The sequence below is a fragment of the Streptomyces sp. NPDC051677 genome, from assembly GCF_044453465.1.
Lineage (GTDB): Bacteria > Actinomycetota > Actinomycetes > Streptomycetales > Streptomycetaceae > Streptomyces.
Window position 1 is genome coordinate 44,178 of the sequence record NZ_JBITCT010000059.1, and the last position, 13,745, is coordinate 57,922.

Annotated in this window: 15 protein-coding genes and 1 riboswitch; of the genes, 11 read left to right on the plus strand and 4 right to left on the minus strand. The window is 71.9% G+C overall.

What is annotated here, in order from left to right; translation table 11 throughout:
• Window position 1 precedes the first annotated feature (1 nt).
• A complete protein-coding gene (locus ACIBAF_RS42315) occupies window positions 2-631 on the minus strand; it encodes a DUF5995 family protein (RefSeq protein ID WP_399470949.1) in 630 nt (209 codons plus the stop codon).
• A 243-nt stretch (window positions 632-874) separates the two neighbouring features.
• Here ACIBAF_RS42315 and ACIBAF_RS42320 point away from each other — a divergent pair, with 243 nt between their 5' ends.
• Complete coding sequence (locus ACIBAF_RS42320) at window positions 875-1,333, plus strand: acyl-CoA thioesterase (RefSeq protein ID WP_399470920.1); 459 nt, start codon at window positions 875-877, stop codon at window positions 1,331-1,333.
• Here the strand turns inward: ACIBAF_RS42320 and ACIBAF_RS42325 are convergent.
• Complete coding sequence (locus ACIBAF_RS42325; RefSeq protein ID WP_399470922.1) at window positions 1,293-2,516, minus strand: MFS transporter; 1,224 nt, start codon at window positions 2,514-2,516, stop codon at window positions 1,293-1,295. The two genes, ACIBAF_RS42320 and ACIBAF_RS42325, sit on opposite strands and share 41 nt — an antisense overlap.
• Before the next feature lie 129 nt (window positions 2,517-2,645).
• On the opposite strand from ACIBAF_RS42325, the gene ACIBAF_RS42330 reads away from it, so the two are divergent.
• On the plus strand, window positions 2,646-3,833 hold the full coding sequence (locus tag ACIBAF_RS42330; protein WP_399470924.1) for an ROK family transcriptional regulator: 1,188 nt from the start codon (window positions 2,646-2,648) through the stop codon (window positions 3,831-3,833).
• A 102-nt stretch (window positions 3,834-3,935) separates the two neighbouring features.
• Here the strand turns inward: ACIBAF_RS42330 and ACIBAF_RS42335 are convergent, their stop codons facing one another.
• Both ACIBAF_RS42335 and ACIBAF_RS42340 read right to left on the minus strand, forming a co-directional pair.
• Window positions 3,936-4,679, minus strand: coding sequence for an SDR family oxidoreductase (locus ACIBAF_RS42335; RefSeq protein WP_399470926.1), 744 nt, complete (start codon window positions 4,677-4,679; stop codon window positions 3,936-3,938).
• Window positions 4,680-4,772: 93 nt separating this feature from the next.
• On the minus strand, window positions 4,773-5,660 hold the full coding sequence (locus ACIBAF_RS42340; protein ID WP_399470928.1) for an RNA polymerase sigma-70 factor: 888 nt from the start codon (window positions 5,658-5,660) through the stop codon (window positions 4,773-4,775).
• A 288-nt stretch (window positions 5,661-5,948) separates the two neighbouring features.
• Window positions 5,949-6,079: riboswitch (FMN riboswitch) on the plus strand.
• Between the two features lie 146 nt (window positions 6,080-6,225).
• Here ACIBAF_RS42340 and ACIBAF_RS42345 point away from each other — a divergent pair.
• From ACIBAF_RS42345 to ACIBAF_RS42385, 9 genes are all read left to right on the plus strand, one after another.
• Window positions 6,226-6,846 (plus strand): riboflavin synthase, encoded by a 621-nt coding sequence (locus ACIBAF_RS42345; protein WP_399470930.1) that lies wholly within the window; start codon window positions 6,226-6,228, stop codon window positions 6,844-6,846.
• Window positions 6,843-7,484, plus strand: coding sequence for a nicotinamide riboside transporter PnuC (locus ACIBAF_RS42350; protein WP_399470932.1), 642 nt, complete (start codon window positions 6,843-6,845; stop codon window positions 7,482-7,484). The genes ACIBAF_RS42345 and ACIBAF_RS42350 overlap by 4 nt, the downstream gene beginning before the upstream one ends.
• Window positions 7,481-8,770, plus strand: coding sequence for a bifunctional 3,4-dihydroxy-2-butanone-4-phosphate synthase/GTP cyclohydrolase II (locus tag ACIBAF_RS42355; RefSeq protein ID WP_399470934.1), 1,290 nt, complete (start codon window positions 7,481-7,483; stop codon window positions 8,768-8,770). The genes ACIBAF_RS42350 and ACIBAF_RS42355 overlap by 4 nt, the downstream gene beginning before the upstream one ends.
• 61 nt (window positions 8,771-8,831) lie before the next feature.
• Complete coding sequence (gene ribH / locus ACIBAF_RS42360) at window positions 8,832-9,317, plus strand: 6,7-dimethyl-8-ribityllumazine synthase (protein ID WP_030613284.1); 486 nt, start codon at window positions 8,832-8,834, stop codon at window positions 9,315-9,317.
• Between the two features lie 34 nt (window positions 9,318-9,351).
• Entirely contained in the window at window positions 9,352-9,624 is a 273-nt protein-coding gene (locus tag ACIBAF_RS42365) for a phosphoribosyl-ATP diphosphatase (RefSeq protein WP_079665193.1), read from the plus strand.
• Window positions 9,625-9,668: 44 nt separating this feature from the next.
• The gene (hisG, locus tag ACIBAF_RS42370; protein WP_399470937.1) at window positions 9,669-10,526 is read left to right on the plus strand and encodes an ATP phosphoribosyltransferase; all 858 of its coding nucleotides are present in this window, start codon (window positions 9,669-9,671) and stop codon (window positions 10,524-10,526) included.
• 23 nt (window positions 10,527-10,549) lie between these two features.
• The gene (locus ACIBAF_RS42375) at window positions 10,550-11,032 is read left to right on the plus strand and encodes a PH domain-containing protein (RefSeq protein WP_399470939.1); all 483 of its coding nucleotides are present in this window, start codon (window positions 10,550-10,552) and stop codon (window positions 11,030-11,032) included.
• Window positions 11,033-11,238: 206 nt separating this feature from the next.
• Entirely contained in the window at window positions 11,239-12,564 is a 1,326-nt protein-coding gene (locus tag ACIBAF_RS42380; protein ID WP_399470941.1) for a hemolysin family protein, read from the plus strand.
• Window positions 12,561-13,646 carry a hemolysin family protein gene (locus ACIBAF_RS42385; RefSeq protein ID WP_399470943.1) on the plus strand — a complete coding sequence of 362 codons (1,086 nt, stop codon included), beginning with the start codon at window positions 12,561-12,563 and terminating at the stop codon, window positions 13,644-13,646. The genes ACIBAF_RS42380 and ACIBAF_RS42385 overlap by 4 nt, the downstream gene beginning before the upstream one ends.
• Window positions 13,647-13,745 lie beyond the last annotated feature (99 nt).

Consider the following 13,745-nt stretch of genomic DNA (forward strand, 5'->3'; position numbering starts at 1 on the left):
CTCACAGCGGGGTGAGCAGCATGCGGCCCGCGAAGCCGACGGCGGTGTCCAGCCGCACGGTGAACTCCTCGGCGACGTCGGGGAGCCGGCGCAGCGCCCACAGCGCTCGGGCCGCCGTCCAGGCGGCGTCCCGGGCGCGTTCCAGGCTCCAGGAGCCGAGCAGGTGGGTGAGGGGGTCGGCGATCTGCAACAGGTCGGGGCCCGGCATCAGTTCCTCGCGGATGCGTTCCTCCAGGGAGACGAGGAGATCGCCCACACGGTCGAACTCGTCCTCCAGCTCGGCCGGTTCGCAGCCGAGGCTATGACAGGCGTCCACGACGGCGAGCGCGAGGTCGTGCCCGATGTGCGCGTTGATGCCCGCGAGTGCGAACTGCAGGGGGCGTACGCCCGGGTGGCGGCGGAACTGCAGCAGCGGACGCCAGCAGGCCGGTGGGCGCCGGTCGACCGGCGCGGGTTCCACGGCGTTCAGGTAGCGCTCCGCGAACCGTACGTCCAGTGTGGCGGCGGACCGCGGGTCCGGGAAGCGGCCCGAGTCGATGCGCCGGCCCACCTCCCGGGTCACCGCGAGGTAGACCCGGTTGAAGACCGCGATCCCGTCCCAGGCAGGCAGGGCGGCATCGAGGGCACGCATCCGGTCGAGCACGTCGTCGACGCTCGTGCCGATCGTGTCTACGCGCGGCTCGACGTCTGTCCCGACGGGAGCGGTGGACTGTTCCAAGTGCGGCATGGGGGCAGCGTCGCAGTCCTGGGCGGGCCCGCGTGCCGGCGGGCCCGACGCTTCCCCGGAACGGGGGAACGAGGCGTGCGGTGAGCGACCGCTTAGCCAGCCCTAGGATGGTAACCCTTGCCCCATACATACACAGGAGTCCCACCCGTGACCGCCGAAGCCCCGATCGCCCCCGCCCTGTCCTACGGCCGGCTGATCCCCGTCGCCGTCCACTTCGACGACCTGGACGCGCTCGGCATGCTGCACAACGCCCGCTACCCGCTGCTCGTCGAGCGGGCCTGGACGGAGTTCTGGCAGGCCAACGGCGTGCGCTTCGAAGGCGACTGGGTGAGCGCCGGGGACGCCTGCAACGTGGTGAAGGAACTGCTGATCGGCTACGAGGCCCCGGTCACCCGCACCGGCGCCTACGCCGTCCACCTCTGGCTGGAGCGGCTGGGCGCCACGGGCCTGACGTACGGGTTCCGGTTCTGCTCGGCGGACGGCGCCACGACGTACGCGCGGGGCACCCGCGTTCTGGTGCGCCTCGACGCGAGCACCCTGCGCCCCACGCCGTGGAGCGACGCCTTCAGGGCCGCGGGTCGGGCACTGCTGCGGCCTGCGGGCTGACCTTCGCGCCCGTCCGCCCGTCGCCGCCCCGCAGCACCGGCGCGAACACCGCGAGCCCGCACGACAGCGCCGTCACCACGCCGAACGACACCATCAGGCTGCTCGCCTGCGCCACCCCGCCGATCAGGCTCGGGGCGATCAGCCCGGAGGTGTACGTGATCGTCGCGACCCCCGCGATGGCCTGGCTGGGGTTCGGCCCGCTGTGGCCGGCCGCGGCGAAACACAGCGGTACGACGACCGCGATGCCCAGCCCCATCAGCCCGAACCCGCCCATCGCCACCGCCGGGCGCCCCGCGACGACGATCAGCAGCCCGCCCAGCGCGGCGAGGGCGCCGCCCGCCCGGACCGTACGCACCGCGCCGAACCGGTTCACCACCGCGTCGCCCGCGATCCGGGCCACCGCCATCGTGAACATGAAGCCGGTCGTGCAGGCCGCCGCGACCCCGGCCGACGAGTCGAGCTCGTCGCGCAGGTAGACGGCCGACCAGTCCAGGCTCGCGCCCTCCGCGAAGACCGCGCAGAACCCGACCGCGCCGATCAGCAGCGCCGAGCGGGGCGGCAGCGCGAACCGCGGGGGCGGCTCCTCGTCCTCGGTGGGCCGCAGGTCCAGCACCCAACGGCAGACCAGCAGGCCGAGGACGGTCAGGACGGCCGCCGCCAGCAGGTGGTGCAGGCGGGCGTCCGACCCCAGGTGCGCGGCGAGCGTCCCGCCCGCCGAGCCGATCAGGGCGCCCGCGCTCCACATCCCGTGCAGCCCCGACATGATCGACCTGCCCAGCAGCCGCTCCACCTCCACGCCGAGCGCGTTCATCGCGACGTCGGCCATGCCGGAGGTCGCTCCGTAGACGAACATCGACAGGCAGAGCGTGAGCAGGTTGGGGGCCAGAGAGGGCAGCGTCAGCGCCAGCGTCCACAGGGCGAGCAGTCCGCGCAGGGCCGCACGGCTGCCGAAACGGTGGGTGACCGAGCCGGCCAGCGGCATCGCGCAGGCCGCACCGAACGCCGTGAAGGCGAGCGCGAACCCGAGCTGGCCGGTGGACACGCCGGCGTGGTCCTGGATCCACGGCACCCGGGTGGCGAACGAACCGGTGACCGCGCCATGCACGGTGAACACGGCCGCCACGGCGTACCGGGCACGCCGTACCTCCGTCGGTGCGTGGATCACTTCGGCCACCCCGCTCATTCTTCCGCCTCCAGACCGTGCGCCGCTCCGTCGCGACGCTGACGTAAACTATCAGGAACCCTGCCTGATAAATAGAGGGCGCCACGACGGCCGCCTGGAGCCCTCGACCGCCGTGGGAGGATTCCCGCCATGCCCGCATCCCCGAGCACCGCCCGGGCCATCAACGACCGGCTCGCCCTGCGGCTGCTGCAACACGAAGGCCCGTTGACGGCAGGGCAGTTGAAGCAGCTCACCGGCCTGTCCCGGCCCACCGTCGCCGACCTCGTCGAACGCCTCGCCGCCGCCGGTCTGATCGACGTCGTCGGAGAGGCGGGCGAGCAACGCCGCGGACCCAACGCCCGGCTCTACGGCATCGTCGCCGACCGCGCCCATCTGGCCGCGCTGGACGTGCGCACGGACGGCGTCGCCGTGCTGGTCTCGGACCTGGTAGGCCGGGTGCTCGCTGAGGCGTCCGTGCCGATCGGCGGCGACACGGGCACCGGGACGGCCGTGGAACAGGCGGTCACCCTGGTCGAGCGGACGACGAAGGAGGCCGGAGCCGACCGGCTGCACACCCTCGGCATCGGCGCGCCCGGCCTGATCGACCCGGCCTGCGGCGAACTGCGCGACTCCCGCGGCCTGCCCGAGTGGCACCGCCGCCTGGTGGCCGCCCTGCAGGAACGATTCCCGCTCGCTCGCGCGCACGTCGAGAACGAGACCAACCTCGCCGCCCTGGCCGAACAGCGCGAGGGCGCCGCCCGGGACCGCGACACCTTCGTCCTGCTGTGGCTCGGCCACGGCATCGGCGCGGCCGTCGTCCTGGACGGCGCCCTGCGGCGCGGGGCCTCCGGCGGCACCGGCGAGATCGGCTTCCTGCCGGTCCCGGGCACCGGCGGCCTGCCCTCGGCGACGGACTGCGAGGGCGGCTTCCACTCCCTGGCCGGCTCGGCGGCGATCGCCGCACTGGCGGGGGAGCACGGCCTGACGGCGGCGGCCGCCCACCCCGCCGAGCCGGTGGCGGCGGCACTGGTCCGGCAGGCGGTGCAGCCGGCTCCCGGCGCCGCCGCCGACCGCTTCCTCGACGCCCTCGCCGACCGGCTCACCCTCGGCGTCGCCTCCGTCGTCGCCGTCCTCGACCCCGGCTGTGTGGTCCTCGGCGGCGAGGTCGGACAGGCCGGCGGTGCGGCGCTCGCCGACCGGGTGGCCCAACGCCTCCGCCGCCTGGCCCCCCTCCCCACGGAGGTCCGCCCCAGCACCCTCGGCGGCGCCGCGGTCCTGCGCGGCGCACTGCTCACGGCCCGCGAGTCGGCCCAGGACGAACTGTTCGGGGGGCGGTAGCGGCGGCGGGCCGCAGGGTTTCGGGGCGCGGCGGCGCGGGGGCCGAAGCAGGTCGGGGGGAGTCAGGGGTGGTCGGGGAGAGTCAGGGGCGCTCAGGGGGAGTCAGCGGTGGGCCCGGGTCGTCAGGTAGTCCTCGAACGTGCCCTTTCCCACCGCCCGTTCCGGGGCCAGGTGGCCTCCGGTGCGAAAGCCCCGGTAGGCCGCGCCCCACAGGGGCACGTTCACCACCGGGCGCCGCCTGCCGCTCGCCTTCAGGAACGCGCGGGCCAGCGACTCGGCCGTGCGGACCTCGGGCCCGGCCATGTCGTCGACCCGCCCCGCCGGCGCTCCCGTCGCCAGTTCCGCGAGCCGGTCCGCGACCTCCGCCACCTCCACCGGCTGGTCGCTCACCCCGGCCGGCAGGATCAGCACCGGCGCCTTGGCCAGCGTCCGGAACACCTGGACCAGCAGGTCGTGGAACTGGGTCGCCCGCAGCACGGTCCAGCCGAGCCCCGACTCCTCCACCTGCCTCTCCACGGCGAGCTTCGCCTGGTAGTAGCCGTACGGCACCCGGTCCACCCCGACGATCGAGATGTAGACCAGGTGCCCCACCCCGGCCTTGCGCGCGGCGGCGATCAGGTGCGCGGCCGCCTGCTCGTCACCTCCGCGCGGTGTGCTCGCGCAGTGCACGATCGTGTCCACGCCCGCGACGGCCGCGTCCAGCCCGGCCCCGCCCTTGCGCAGGTCGACGGCGTACGGCTCGGAGTGCCGGCTCAGCACCCGCACCTCGTGCCCGTCCGCCCGCAGCCGCGCGGTGACGAGCCGACCGAGGGTTCCACTGCCACCGGTCACCAGGATCGTGCTCATGCTGTTCAGCCCCTTCGGACACCGGACGCTCCCGGTCGGAACGCCCTTCGGCAGCTGAGACCGAACAGCCCCCGCAGAATGTGACAGCCGTCGCTACACCCGCCCGGCCTGACGCTCCACGAAGTCCAGCTTCTCCGGATTCATCACGGCCTGCACCCCCGCGATCTCCCCGCCCAGGTACTCGAACCCGAGCGCGGCCACCAGCTCGCCGCCGTCCCGGACGAGCAGGCCCGGCGCGCCGTTGAGCTCGACGGTCGTGAAGGCGGGACGGGTCGGGAAGTTCCGGAGCACGCCGGCCAGGAAGCGCAGCACCTTCTCGCGGCCCAGGATCGGCCGCCGGGCCGCGGTGACCCGGCCGCCGCCGTCGCTCCACCAGGTGACGTCGGCCGCGAGCAGCTGCTCCAGCGTGGCGAGGTCCCCGTCCCGGGCGGCCGTCACGAACGAGGCGACCAGCTCCTCCTGCCGCGCCGGAGCCGCCTCGAAGCGCCGTTCCGCCGCGGTCAGCCGCTGCTCCGCCCGCCGGTGCAGCTGACGGCAGTTGGCCTCGCTCAGGTCGAGCACCTCGGCGATCTCCCGGTACCCGTAGGCGAACGCCTCCCGCAGCACGTACACCGCCCGCTCCGTGGGGGTGAGCCGCTCCAGCAGCACCAGCATCGCCAGCGACACCGCGTCGCGCTGCTCCGCCGACTCCAGCGGGCCGAGCGCGCCGTCCGAGGTGACGACCGGCTCCGGCAGCCAGGTCCCGACATAGCGCTCACGGCGCGCCCGGGCCGAGGTCAGCCGGCTCAGGCAGAGGTGGGTGACGGTCTTCGCAAGCCAGGCCGCCGGATACGTGATGTCCGTGCGGTCGGCTCCGCTGAACCGCAGGTAGGCGTCCTGGACCATGTCCTCGGCCTCGTGCGCCGAGCCCAGCATCCGGTAGGCCAGCCCGAACAGCCGGGGGCGGTGGGCCTCGAACTCGTCGGCGCTCGCGGTCGTCATGGGATCACCCTGTCAGAGCCGCGACCGGCCGGCCCGAGGAGACCCGGCGGCGGGCAAGGGCCGTCGTCACCGCCACCGGGCCGCACACCGCAGACCCTAGAAAGGACTAGACCAGTACGTCAATGGGTGGGAACCATACGTCAATGGGTGGGAACCAATACGTCAAGGGGTGGGAACCGTCCGGGACCGGCCCCGGTCCGAACCGGGCCTGACGGCCTGTGAGCCACCCCACACCCTTCACCTGTATGGACGCCTGTCGGCCGTGGCACACTGGCCGTGTACCTAAAGCAGCGCACTCCGGGGTCGGTGAAAGTCCGAACCGGCGGTTACAGTCCGCGACCCGGTCGCTTCCAGCGGCCGGTTGACCAGGTGAAATTCCTGGACCGACGGTTAAAGTCCGGATGGGAGGCAGTGCGCGGCGGGCGGGCATTCGTGCGCGCCGCCGTATATGTACTCGTCCGCGGACGAGTCTGTCCGGCGTCGCCCCCGGTGCTGTTGCCCGTACAAGCTGTCGTCATCGACAGGCCCCGGAGTCCGTGCCCGAAGAGGCAGGAGGACCCGGGAAGTGTTCACCGGAATCGTCGAAGAGCTGGGTGAGGTCACCGCCGTCGAGAATCTCGGCGACGCCTCCCGCTTCCGGCTGCGCGGCCCTGTTGTGACCGACGGCGCGAAGCACGGCGACTCCATCGCCGTGAACGGGGTCTGTCTCACCGTCGTCGAGCACGAGGGCGACGAGTTCACCGCCGACGTCATGGCGGAGACCCTGAACCGCTCCAGCCTCGGCGCCCTCGGCGTCGGCTCCCGCGTCAACCTCGAACGCCCCACCGCCGTCGGCGCCCGCCTGGGCGGGCACATCGTGCAGGGCCATGTCGACGGCACCGGCGCGGTGTTGGAGCGCAAGCCCTCCGAGAACTGGGAGATCATCAAGATCTCCCTCCCCGCCGACCTCACCCGGTACGTCGTGGAGAAGGGCTCCATCACCGTCGACGGCATCAGCCTCACGGTCGTGGACGCCGGGCTCGACCACTTCACCGTCAGCCTCATCCCCACCACCCTCGCCCTGACCACGCTCGGCCTCAAGCAGCCCGGCGACCCGGTCAACCTCGAGGTGGACATCGTCGCCAAGTACGTCGAGCGACTGCTGACCACCACTCAGGGAGCTGGCACTCAGGGGGCGGGGCAGTGAACTCGCTGAACTCCGAGGCCTTCGTCATGTTCGACCAGCACATCCTCTGGTCGGACATGATCGGCAACATCCTCGGCCTGATCACCCTCGCCCTCGGCTGGCGGCGCTCCCTGTGGACCTGGCCGGTGCAGTTCCTCTCCGGCCTCGTCCTCTTCGGCGCCTTCTACGGACACCTGACCGGCAGCGCGGGCAAGCAGGTCGTCGTCATGGCGGTCGCCCTGTACGGCTGGTGGCAGTGGAACCGGAGCAAGGGCCGCTCCGCGGACGGCGCCATCACCCCGCGCTTCGCCACCTGGCCCGAGCGCGCGGCCATGGTCGGCGCCGCCGCCGTCGGCACGGTCGCCGTCGCCCTGCTCTTCAAGGCCTACCCGTCCCTGTCCTGGGACCCCTGGCCGGACGCCTACATCTTCGTCGGCACCATCGTCGCCATGTACGCCCAGGCGCGCGGCATGGTCGAGTTCTGGATCGCCTGGCTCCTCGTCGACCTCGTCGGCGTCCCCCTCAACTTCGCCAACGGCTACGCCTTCTCCGGCTTCGTCTACGTCATCTACGGCGCGCTGGTCCTGTGGGGCATGCGCGACTGGTGGCTGCGCTCCCGCAAGGCTTCGCAACCCGCTCTGGAAGGAGCGCCGGCATGAGCACGGCACCGATCCTCTACAGCACGGACGGCATCGAAGACTTCTCCCTCGACCCCGTCGAGCAGGCCATCGCCGACATCGCGGCCGGCCGCCCGATCGTGGTCGTCGACGACGAGGACCGCGAGAACGAGGGCGACCTCGTCGTCGCAGCCGAGAAGGCCACCCCCGAGATCGTCGCCTTCATGATGAGCGAGTGCCGCGGCCTGATCTGCGCCCCCATGGAGGGCGACGAGCTGGAGCGCCTGAACCTCCCGCAGATGGTCGAGGACAACACGGAGTCGATGAAGACCGCCTTCACGGTCTCCGTCGACGCCTCCGCCGCCCACGGCGTCACCACCGGCATCTCCGCCGCCGACCGCGCCACCACCCTTCAACTGCTGGCGAGCGGCGAGGCGCAGGCCACCGACTTCGTCCGCCCCGGACATGTGTTCCCCCTGCGGGCCAAGCCCGGCGGCGTCCTCACCCGCAACGGCCACACCGAGGCCGCCGTCGACCTCGCCCGCCTCGCGGGGCTGCGCCCGGCCGGCGCGATCGTCGAGATCGCCGGCGAGGACGGCCGGATGCTCCGGCTGCCCGAACTGATCCCGTTCGCCCGCAAGCACGGCCTGACGATCATCTCCATCGAGGATCTGATCGCCTACCGCCGCAGCTCCGAGCCCACCGTCCGGCGCGAGGCCGAGACCCGGCTGCCCACCGTCCACGGCGCCTTCACCGCGTACGGCTACCGCTCCACCGTCGACGGCGTCGAGCATGTCGCCCTCGTCCACGGCGACATCGGCGACGGCCAGGACGTCCTGGTCCGCGTCCACTCCGAGTGCCTCACCGGCGACGTCTTCGCCTCGCTGCGCTGCGACTGCGGCCCCCAGCTCGACGCGTCCCTGGAGCGCATCCAGAGCGAGGGCCGGGGCGTGGTGGTCTACCTGCGCGGACACGAGGGCCGCGGCATCGGCCTGCTGTCCAAGCTGCGGGCGTACGAGCTCCAGGAACAGGGCCACGACACCCTCGACGCCAACCTGGAGCTGGGCCTGCCCGCCGACGCCCGCGACTACGGGGCCGGCGCGCAGATCCTCGAGGACCTCGGCGTGCACAGCGTGCGCCTGATGACCAACAACCCCGAGAAGTCCGACGCGCTCGTCCGGCACGGCATCGAGGTCACCAGGCGCGAGCCGATGCCCGTGCAGGCGGGCGAGCACAACATCCGGTACCTGCGCACCAAGCGGGACCGGATGGGACACGACCTGCCCTGGCTGGACACGGCCCCCGTGTCCCCCTGCGGCAACCAGTAGCGCCAGCGAGCGGGACCAGCAGCACCAGCAGAACCGGTAAGAACAGCAACTGAGGAGAGACGTGAGCGGCAAGGGCGCACCGGAACTGTCCGTACGCAATGTGGGTGACCTTCGGGTCGCCGTCATCGCGGCACAGTGGCACGAGAAGGTGATGGACGGTCTGGTCGACGGCGCCCTGCGCGCCCTGCACGACCTGGGCATCGACGAGCCGACCCTGCTGCGGGTCCCCGGCAGCTGGGAGCTCCCGGTCGTCGCCAAGGTGCTGGCCGGGCGGGGCTACGACGCGATCGTCGCCCTCGGCGTCGTCATCCGCGGCGGCACCCCCCACTTCGAGTACGTGTGCCAGGGCGTCACCCAGGGCCTCACCCAGGTCTCCGTCGAGACCGGTGTCCCCGTCGGCATGGGCGTCCTCACCTGCGACACCGAGGAGCAGGCCCTGGACCGGGCCGGCATCGAGGGCTCCAACGAGGACAAGGGACACGAGGCGGTGACCGCGGCGGTGGCGACCGCGGCCACCCTCCGCTCAGTATCTGAACCCTGGCGATAGGCCCACCGGCGATACGGCTAGGGTGGGCAGCACCATGTCCAAGAAGACGTTCGAGGAGCTCTTCGCCGAGCTCCAGCAGAAGGCCGCCAACGGCGACCCCACCACTTCCCGCACCGCCGAACTGGTCGGCAAGGGCGTCCATGCCATCGGCAAGAAGGTCGTCGAAGAGGCCGCAGAGGTCTGGATGGCGGCCGAGTACGAGGGCAAGGAGGCAGCCGCCGAGGAGATCTCGCAGCTGCTCTACCACGTCCAGGTGATGATGGTCGCCCGCGGAATCTCGCTGGACGACGTGTACGCCCACCTGTAAGCCGTATCCGCACCCATCCCGCACGAACGAAGGAAGCTCGCCTCATGCTGCGCATCGCCGTCCCCAACAAGGGTTCCCTGTCAGGCCCTGCGGCGGAGATGCTGCATGAGGCCGGCTACCAGCAGCGCCGGGAGTCCAAGGAGCTGCGGATCGTCGACCCGGAGAACGAGGTCGAGTTCTTCTACCTCCGCCCCCGCGACATCGCGATCTACGTCTCCTCCGGCCGTCTCGACATCGGCATCACCGGCCGCGACCTGCTGGTCGACTCCGGAGCCGACGCCGAGGTGATCCTCCCGCTCGGCTTCGCCCGCTCCACCTTCCGGTTCGCCACCAAGCCGGGCACCGCGACCAGCGTCGAGGACCTCAAGGGCAAGACGGTCGCCACCTCGTACGAGGGCATCGTCGCGGGGCACCTCGCCGAACGGGGCATCGAGGCCTCCGTCGTCCACCTCGACGGCGCCGTCGAGACGGCCATCGAGCTGGGCGTCGCCGAGGTCATCGCCGACGTCGTCGAGACCGGCACGTCGCTGCGCAACGCGGGCCTGGAGGTGTTCGGCGACCCCATCATGAAGTCCGAGGCCGTCGTGATCCGCCGCACCGGCGCGGAGACCGAAGAGGCCGCCGAGCCGAAGGTGCAGCAGTTCCTGCGCCGCCTCCAGGGCGTCCTGGTCGCCCGGACGTACGTGATGATGGACTACGACTGCCGCGTCGAGCAGTTGGAGAAGGCCGTCGCGCTGACCCCGGGCCTGGAGTCGCCGACCGTCTCCCCGCTGCACAACGAGGGCTGGGTCGCCGTCCGCGCCATGGTCCCCGCCAAGGAAGCCCAGCGGATCATGGACGACCTGTACGACATCGGCGCCCGCGCCATCCTGACCACGGCCATCCACGCCTGCCGCCTCTGAGGCCCCGAGAGATCCACGCGACGATGTCCCAGCTGCCGGGTGGCGACCTGCCCACCCTCCCCGTCACCTTCCGGCCGGCCCGCACCCGCGCGGTGCTGCTCACGGCCGGGGTGGCGATCCTGCTCACCATCTCCACCATCGCGATGCTGCTGGAGAAACTCGGCCCGGGGGAGCGGCTCAGCTTCATCCTCACCGGCGCCCTCATCTTCTGGGCGCTGGCCCAGCTCGCCCGGGTGCGCGTCGTCGCCGACGACTCCGGCGTCACCGTGGTGAACATCGCCGGCAAGCGGCGACTCGACTGGGCGGAGATCATCCAGGTGAACCTCCGTCCGGGCGACCCTTGGGTGTTCCTGAACCTCACCGACGGCACCAGCCTGCCCGCCCTCGGCATCCAGCCGGGCATCGACAGGCAGCAGGCCATCGCCGACGCGCGCACCCTGCGGGCCCTCGCGGAAGCCCGGTCCGTCCGGGACCCCGAAGCGTCCACAGGGCAAGATCAGGGCTGACTCAGGGCCGTCCACCCTGCCGCTGAAGCCCTTGTCTTGATTAATCTGGTGACGGAGGCGTTCCCCTTGTGCCTCCGCCCCTGTTGTGCCCTGCCGGGCTCACAGGGGTTCCTGCTACCCGAGGAGTGACTCCCTCCGGCGATGGACGGTTCGTCCTGTAGTACCTGCGCCGCCCCCACCCGACCTGGTTCGGAGGCGGCGGCATCATGACCATCCCCTTGCTGCTCCTGGCAGCCGCGTTCCTGCTCATCCTCGCCAACGGCTTCTTCGTCGCCGCCGAGTTCGGCCTCGTCACGGTCGAACGCCCGGAGGCCGAGAAAGCCGCAGCCGAGGGCGACAGACGAGCCCGTACGGTCGTCGAGTCGCTGAAGGAACTGTCCTTTCAGCTGTCCGGCACCCAGCTCGGCATCACCATCACCTCCCTCGTCGTCGGCATGCTCGCCGAACCGGCGCTCGCGGAGCTGCTGCACACCCCGTTCACCGCGATCGGCATCCCCGAGGGCGCCGTCTCCGGTGTCGCCGTGGTCGTCGGCATGCTGCTGGCGTCCGCCGTGCAGATGGTGATCGGCGAGCTCGTGCCCAAGAACTGGGCGGTGTCCAAGCCCCTGCAGGTCGCGCGGTTCGTCGCGGGCCCGCAAGCCGGCTTCTCCCGTCTCTTCCGGCCGGTGATCTCGGCCCTCAACACCGTCGCCAACCGCCTGGTGCGCGCCCTGGGCGTCGAGCCCACCGAGGAGCTGGCCTCCGCCCGCACCCCCGGCGAACTCGTCTCCCTGGCCCGTCACTCGGCCCAGGCCGGCGCCCTCGAACAGGACACGGCCGACCTGTTCGTGCGGACGCTGTCGCTGGCCGAGCTGACCGCACAGCACGTCATGACCCCGCGCGTGAAGGTCAGCGCCCTGCAGTCCTCGGCCACCGCGGAGGACGTGGTCAACCTGACCCGGGCCACCGGCCTGTCCCGGTTCCCCGTCTACCGCGAGAAGATCGACGAAATCGTCGGCATGGTCCACCTCAAGGACGCCCTGGCGATCCCCGTCCACGACCGGCTGCGCACCCCGCTCGGCCGGATCGCCCGCCCGGCGCTGCTGGTCCCCGAGACCCTGCCCGTGCAGCCCCTGCTGGCCCGGCTGCGCAGCGAGCAGCCCATCGCCGTCGTCGTCGACGAGTACGGCGGCACGGCCGGCGTGGTCACCCTGGAGGACATCGTCGAGGAGATCGTCGGCGAGGTCCGCGACGAGCACGACGGCCAGGACACGCCCGAACTCGCCGCGGCCCCGCCCGAGGAGGGCAGGCCTGCCTGGGACGTGGACGGCAGCTGCCGCGTCGACACCCTGCAGCGCATAGGCCTGGAGGTCCCGGAGGGACCGTACGAGACGGTCGCCGGGCTCGTCGCCGACCTGCTCGGCCGGATCCCGGCCGTCGGCGACCGGGCCGAACTGCCCGGCTGGCGGCTCTCGGTGCGCCGGGTCGGCCACTACCGGGCCGAACGGGTCCGGCTGGTGCGCACCGGCGTGGTCGTGGAGGTGGCCCGATGAGCGTTCTCCAACTCGTCTTCGCCGCGTTGCTCGTGCTCACCAACGGCTTCTTCGTCGGCGCCGAGTTCGCGCTCGTCTCCGTCCGCCGCAGCCAGATCGAGCCCCTCGGCACCGCACGGGCCCGTCAGGTCCTGTACGGCCTGGAGCGGCTGCCGCAGATGATGGCGGCGGCCCAGTTCGGCATCACCGTCTGCTCCCTCACCCTGGGCGCGGTCGCCGAACCCACGGTCGCGAAGCTGCTGGAACCGGTCTTCGAGGGGATCCACCTCCCGCACGGCATGATCCACCCCTTGGGGTATGTCATCGCCCTCGCCGCGGTGGTCTTCTTCCACCTCGTCATCGGCGAGATGGTGCCGAAGAACCTCGCCATGGCGGCCCCGGAGAAGGCCGCGCTGTGGCTCAGCCCCGGGCTGGTCGCCTTCGCCCGCGTCTGCCGGCCGATCACCGTGGCCCTCGGCGCCTGCGCCCAGGGCATCCTGCGGCTCTTCAACGTCGAGCCCAAGGACGAGGTCGAGGCCGTCGTCACCAGCGAGCAGCTCAACCGGCTGCTGGAGGACTCCGGCCAGGCCGGGCTCCTCGCCCCCGAGGAGCAGGAGCGGCTGGAGGACGCGCTGGAACTGGGCTCCCGCCCGGTGACGGACGTCCTGCTGAAGCGCGAGTCCCTGGTCACGGTCAGCCCGTCGGTCACCCCGGGCGAGATCGTCGAGCTGACCGCCCGCACCGGCTACTCCCGCTTCCCCGTAGCCGCGGAGAACGGCGCCTACATGGGCTACCTGCACGTGAAGGACGTCCTCGACCTGGAGGACTCCGAGCGGGCGGTGCCGCAGCAGGTGTGGCGTCCGATGACGACACTGCGGTCCGAACTCCCGCTGGACGACGCGCTGACGGTGATGCGCCGGGCGGCGACCCATCTGGCGCAGGTCGCCGACGCGTCCGGCAAGGTACTCGGCCTGGTCGCCCTGGAGGACGTACTGGAGCTGCTGGTGGGCGAGGTCACGGACCCCGCGCACCGGGAACTCCCCGAGGTCCGGCTGACGGAGCCCCGGGCGAGCGACGAGCCGGAGCAGGCGCTGGCCAGCTAGGACACGCCCTAGGAGTTGTCTTCAAATGTCACGCCCACATCAGGAGCGAGGCGAGCGTGACAGCTGCCTGGTAGGACTCGGCGGTCTTGTCGTAGCGGG